The organism is Kitasatospora sp. NPDC091257 (assembly GCF_044757675.1).
GTDB classification, from domain to species: Bacteria; Actinomycetota; Actinomycetes; order Streptomycetales; family Streptomycetaceae; genus Kitasatospora; species Kitasatospora lactacystinica.
The window spans coordinates 1-5,325 of the sequence record NZ_JBIVVI010000633.1; the positions used below are offsets into that span (position 1 = coordinate 1).

At 75.7% G+C, this 5,325-nt stretch carries 2 pseudogenes; one reads left to right on the forward strand and one right to left on the reverse strand.

The features are described 5' to 3' along the window. A pseudogene (locus tag ACIQOV_RS26085) lies at nt 1–96 on the reverse strand (thiamine pyrophosphate-dependent enzyme); the annotation flags it as partial. On the opposite strand from ACIQOV_RS26085, the pseudogene ACIQOV_RS26090 reads away from it, so the two are divergent. Further along, nucleotides 77–5,236, forward strand: a pseudogene (locus tag ACIQOV_RS26090) (AMP-binding protein); the annotation flags it as partial. The pseudogenes ACIQOV_RS26085 and ACIQOV_RS26090 sit on opposite strands and share 20 nt — an antisense overlap. Between the last annotated feature and the right edge of the window lie 89 nt (nt 5,237–5,325).

Sequence of the window (5,325 nt, forward strand, 5' to 3'; positions counted from 1 at the left end):
GCCCTTGGTGAGGCCGTAGATACGGTTGTTGAACAGCAGGATCTTCAGATTGACGTTCCGTCGCAGGGCGTGGATCAGGTGGTTGCCGCCGATGGTGCTGCTGCTCCATCTGCACCACATCGCGGTCGACGGCTGGTCGCTCAACGTCCTGCTGAACGACCTGTCGTCCGGCTACCGGCACGCCCTCGGCGGCGCCGCCGAGGCCGCGCGGCGGACGGACACCGCCCCGGTGCCCACCCCGCTCGACTACGCCGCCTGGCAGGCCGACTGGTTCGCCGGCCCCGCCTACCTGGCCCAGCGCGCCGAACTGCGGGCCCACTACGCCCGGTCGGAGGAGGCGGTGGACCACGAGCCCGGTGACCGGGCCGGAGCCCCGCCCTTCTCCCGGGCCGGCCTGCTGCACACCTCGCTGGACGTCGTGCGGCGCGCCGCCGTGGACCGGATCTGCGCCGAACTGGGCATGACCCGCTTCGAGTTGCTGCTCGGCGTCTTCGCCTGGAGCCTGTACGGGGTGACCGGCGCGGCCAGGCCGCGGATCGCCGCACCGGTGGCCAACCGGCCGGTCCAGGAGTTCGAGGGCAGCGTCGGCATGTTCGCCAACACCGTGCTGCTGCCGCAGGCCGTCGCGCCCCGCGAGGAGCTGCGCGGCCAGCTGCTGCGCCAGGGCGCCGAAGCCCGCCGGGTGCTGGACCGCCAGGACGTGGCGCTGGCCGACGTCCTGGCCGACCGGGAGCCGGCCCGGGGCGACTCCCCGTTCGACTACCTGTTCGTCCTGGAGAACACCGACTTCGGTGCGCTGGCCCTGCCCGGCTGCGCCGCCCGCCCGCTGTGGTGGGCCCCGGCCGAGGCCAAGTGCCCGATGACGCTGTCCGTGGTCGAGCGCGAGGGCGGTCTCGACTGCCTGTGGGAGTATGCCGACGACCGCTTCGACGCCGCCGAGGTGGCGGCGATGGCGGGCCTGTTCCGGCGGGCTCTCGACCTGCTGGCCGAGGGCGGGACGGCGACCCCGGCCGAGCTCGCGGCACCCTACCGCCGCGGACTGCCGCAACCCGGTCGCGGCGCCCCGACGGTGCCGGCCTGGACGACGGTGGCCGAGGGCTTCGCCCGGCAGGTCGCCCGCACCCCCGACGCACCGGCCCTGATGTCCGACGGCCGACCGGTGAGCTACGCCGAACTCGACGCCCACGCGGCGGCGCTCGCCGCCGAGCTGCGGGCCGACCACCCGCTGCCGGACGGGGACGACCGTCCGTGCTGCGTCGCGCTGCACCTGGGGCCGTCGGTCGAGCACGTGGTGGCGCTGCTGGCGCTGGCCAGGCTCAACGTGACCATCGTGCCGCTCGACCCGTCCTATCCACCGGCCCTGCGCCGCCAGGTGCTGGACCAGGTGGAGCCGCTGTGCGTGCTGCTGCCCCCGGGCGGTGACCCGGAGTTCGACGCGGTCGACCCGGGCCGCGTCGCTCGCCATCCGGTGGTGCTGTCACCCGCCACCGCGGCGGCCGCGCCCGCCGCCGCGCCCACCGCACCCGCCGCCCCGGCGCACCGCGGCGCCCGACCGCTCTACACCCTGTTCACCTCGGGCTCCACCGGTGTCCCCAAGGGCGTGCAGGTGTCCGACCGCACCCTGTGCAACCTGCTGCAGTGGCAGGCGGAGTCGGGAGGACTGGCGGCCCCGGCGGCCACCCAGCAGTTCTCCATGCTCTCCTTCGACGTGTCCTTCCAGGAGGTCTTCGGGACGCTGTGCGGCGGCGGCTGCCTGCACCTGGTCCGGCCCGGCTGGCGGCAGGACGCCCCCGCGCTGCTGGAGCAGCTGGAGACGGCCGGTGCGGAGCGCGTCTTCATGCCCTACGTGGCACTCCAGCTCCTCGCCGAGCACGGCGTCCACCTGGGCCGCTACCCCTCGCGGCTGCGGGAGGTGGTCACCGCCGGCGAGCAGCTGGTGTGCACCGAGGCGATCCGCCGCTGGTTCGCGGGCCTGCCGGGCGCCCGGCTGTTCAACCACTACGGCCCGACCGAGACGCACGTGGTGAGCAGCCTGTGCCTGGACGGTGATCCGGCCCTGTGGCCGGAGCGTCCCGCCATCGGCCGACCGGTGGCCAACGCCGTGCTCACGGTGGTCGACGAGGCCGACGAGCCCGTTCCCCCCGGCCGCGCCGGCACCCTGCTGATCGGCGGCACGATGGCGGCGCGCTGCTACCTGGGAGACCCGGCGCTCAACGACGCGCGCTTCGTCGAGCTGCCCGGCCTCGGCCTGTGCTACCGCAGCGGCGACCGGGCCCGCTTCGACCGGCAGGGCCGGCTGCACTTCCTGGGCCGGGACGACGACCAGATCAAGCTGAGCGGACACCGGCTGGAGCCCGGACAGGTCGAGGCGGCCCTGCTGCGGCACCCGGACGTCGTCAACGCCGTGGTGGTCCGCGACGGTGAGGAACTGGTGGCCTGCCTGCAATGCCGTGGGGAGGCGCCCACGGTCGAGGACCTCACCGCGCACCTGGCGCCGATGCTGCCCGGCCACGTCCGGATCGCCCGCTTCCGGGTGATGGGGGAGCTGCCCAGGACCCCCAGCGGCAAGCTGGACCGCCGGGGCGCGCTGCGCTCCGCCGGGCGGGAACTGCGCCGCCCGACGGCCCGCGCCGCAGGCCTGTCGGCGCGCGAGGCCCTGCTGACCGAGGCGTTCGAGGCGGCCACCGGCCTGGCGATCGACCCGGGGCAGACCTTCTTCGACGCCGGAGCCTCCAGCCTGGGCCTGATGCGCTTCCAGCTGCGCTGCACCACCGAAGCGGGCCTGCGCTTCACCGTCGCCGACCTGTTCGAACACGTCACCGTACGGGCGCTGGCCGACTTCCTGGACCGGTCGGCAACGGCCGCGGACGGCGGATCCCCACGCACCGCCACCGCGGGCCCCACCGCCGCCACCGCGGCCTCCACCGCCGCCGCTGCGCCGCCGGCCCCCACCGTCGGCCCGATCGCCCTGGACGAGCCGATCGCGGTCGTCGGCATGGCGGTACGGCTTCCGGGCGCGTCCGATCTCGCCGCGTTCTGGCGGATGGTCACCACGGGCGGCACCGGCATCGAGCACTTCGACGCCGCCGACGGCCTGGTCGGGGCGCGCAGCCAGTTGGACGGCCCCCTGGACTTCGACCCGGACCACTTCGGCATCGGCCGGCAGGAGGCCCGGCTGATGGACCCCCAGCAGCGGCACCTGCTGATGAGCTGTGTCGAGGCCCTGGCACACGCCGGGATCGCCGACCCGTCGGGTGCGCGCGTCGGCCTGGTCGCCGGAGCCGGTGAGAGCACCTACTTCCAGTCCATGCTCCGCGAGGCCGACCCCGAACGCCTGCCCGACGGCTTCCAGTTGGCCCTGCACCACGACAAGGACTTCCTCGCCACCAAGGCGGCCTACCACCTGGGGCTGACGGGGCCCGCCTTCACCACCCAGGCGGCCTGCGCCAGTTCGCTGGTGGCCGTCCACGTCGCCGCCGGGATGCTGCGCCAGGGCGACGCCGAGGTGATGCTGGCGGGCGGAGTCCTGGTCGACCCGACCCTGACCGGCGGATACCGCTACCGGCCGCAGCACATCTTCTCCGTGGACGGTCGCTGCCGGCCCTTCAGCGACGACGCGAGCGGCACCATCGGCGCGAGCGGCGTCGGCACGGTGGTGCTCAAGCCGCTCCGGCTGGCCCGACGCGACGGCGACACCGTCTACGCCCTGATCACCGGCACGGCGTTGAACAACGACGGCTCCGACAAGCTGAGTTACAGCGCCCCCTCGCTCGCCGGGCAACGCGAGGTGATCCGCGCCGCCCTGCGCCGCAGCGGCCGCGGCGCCGCCGACCTCGGCTATGTCGAGGCCCACGGCACCGCCACCCGGCTCGGCGACCCGGTCGAGGTCGGCGCCCTGCGCCAGGCCTTCGACCTGGACCGGTCCGGCCACTGCGCGCTGACCTCGGTCAAGAGCCAGATAGGACACCTGGGTGCGGCGGCCGGCGTGGTCGGGCTGGTACGGGCCGCGCTCGCGGTCCACCACGGCGTGATCCCGCCCAACGTCGGCTTCCACGCCCTCAATCCGCAGCTCGGCGCCGACCCCACGCCGTTCTACGTCCCCACCGAGGCCCGGCCCTGGCCCGCGGACCGGGACAGGATCGCGGCGGTGAGCAGCTTCGGGATCGGTGGCACCAACGCCCACGCGGTCCTGGAGGGCGACCGGCCGGCCCCCGGGACGACCGGCACAGCGGGCCCGACGGCGGGCGACGCGGCACCGGACACCCCGGTGCCTCCCTGCCTGCTGCTCTCCAGCAGCAGCGAAGCGGGCCTGCGCGCCGACGCCGCCCGGATCGCCGACTACCTGGAGGCCCGGCCCTCCGCCTATCCGCAGGTGCTGCGCCACCTCCAGGCGGGCCGTCCCGCACGCCGCCGACGGCTGGCAGCGGTCTGCCCCGACGCCTCCGCCGCCGTGGCCTGGCTGCGCGGCGCGGGCCGGATCACGGACGCGGGAGCGGGGGAGGCCCACGCAGGGGCACCGGTTTCGAGCGAAGGCCTCACCGCCGAGGAGACGGCCGCGGCCTGGCTGTCCGGCGAGCGGATCGACTGGCCCGCCGGCCCTGCCCAGGCACCGTGGGACTTCCCGCCGCCGGCCTTCGAGCTGGCGGAGTTCGACTTCCCCCGCGCCACGGCGGCCCCCGTCCCGACGGCCCCGGACCCGGCCGGCCCGGCCGCCGCCGACGTTCCGCGGCGCCTTCCGGAGGACGCCTGGCTGCACCAGCCGCACTGGGCGCGGCTGCGCCGAGCGGGCTCGGCGATCGGCTCGCGGACCTCCCGGCCGCTGGTGCTGCTCACGGACGGACCGGCGCCCCCGGAGGCGGTCCGCGCCTTCGAGGCCGCCTACGCCCGGGTGGTGGGGGTCCGTGCCGCCGGGGCGTTCGCCCGGCGGAGCGACGACGTCTACGAGGTCGACCCGGCCGACCCCGCCTCGCTCGGTCGGCTGCTCGACGCACTGGCGGGTACGGGTACGGGCACAGGTTCGGGTGCGGGCGAGGACGGCATCGACTGGGTGCACGCGCTGCCGCTGGGGATCGGCGGACCGGTCGGCCGGGACAGCCTGGCCCGGGCCCGCTGGGCCTGTCTGGACACGCCGGCCGCACTGCTGCGGGCCGTGGCCGACGCCGCCGGGCCACTGCGGCTGAGGCCGTGGTGGCTGTCGTACCGGGCGAGGCCGGTGGACGGCCCGGTGGAGCGGCCGGCGGGCGCACCGTCGCCGTCAAGGTGGTGCGGTCGGAGCTCACCGACGACGCCGAGTTCCGCGCCCGCTTCCGTCAGGAGGTCGCCGCC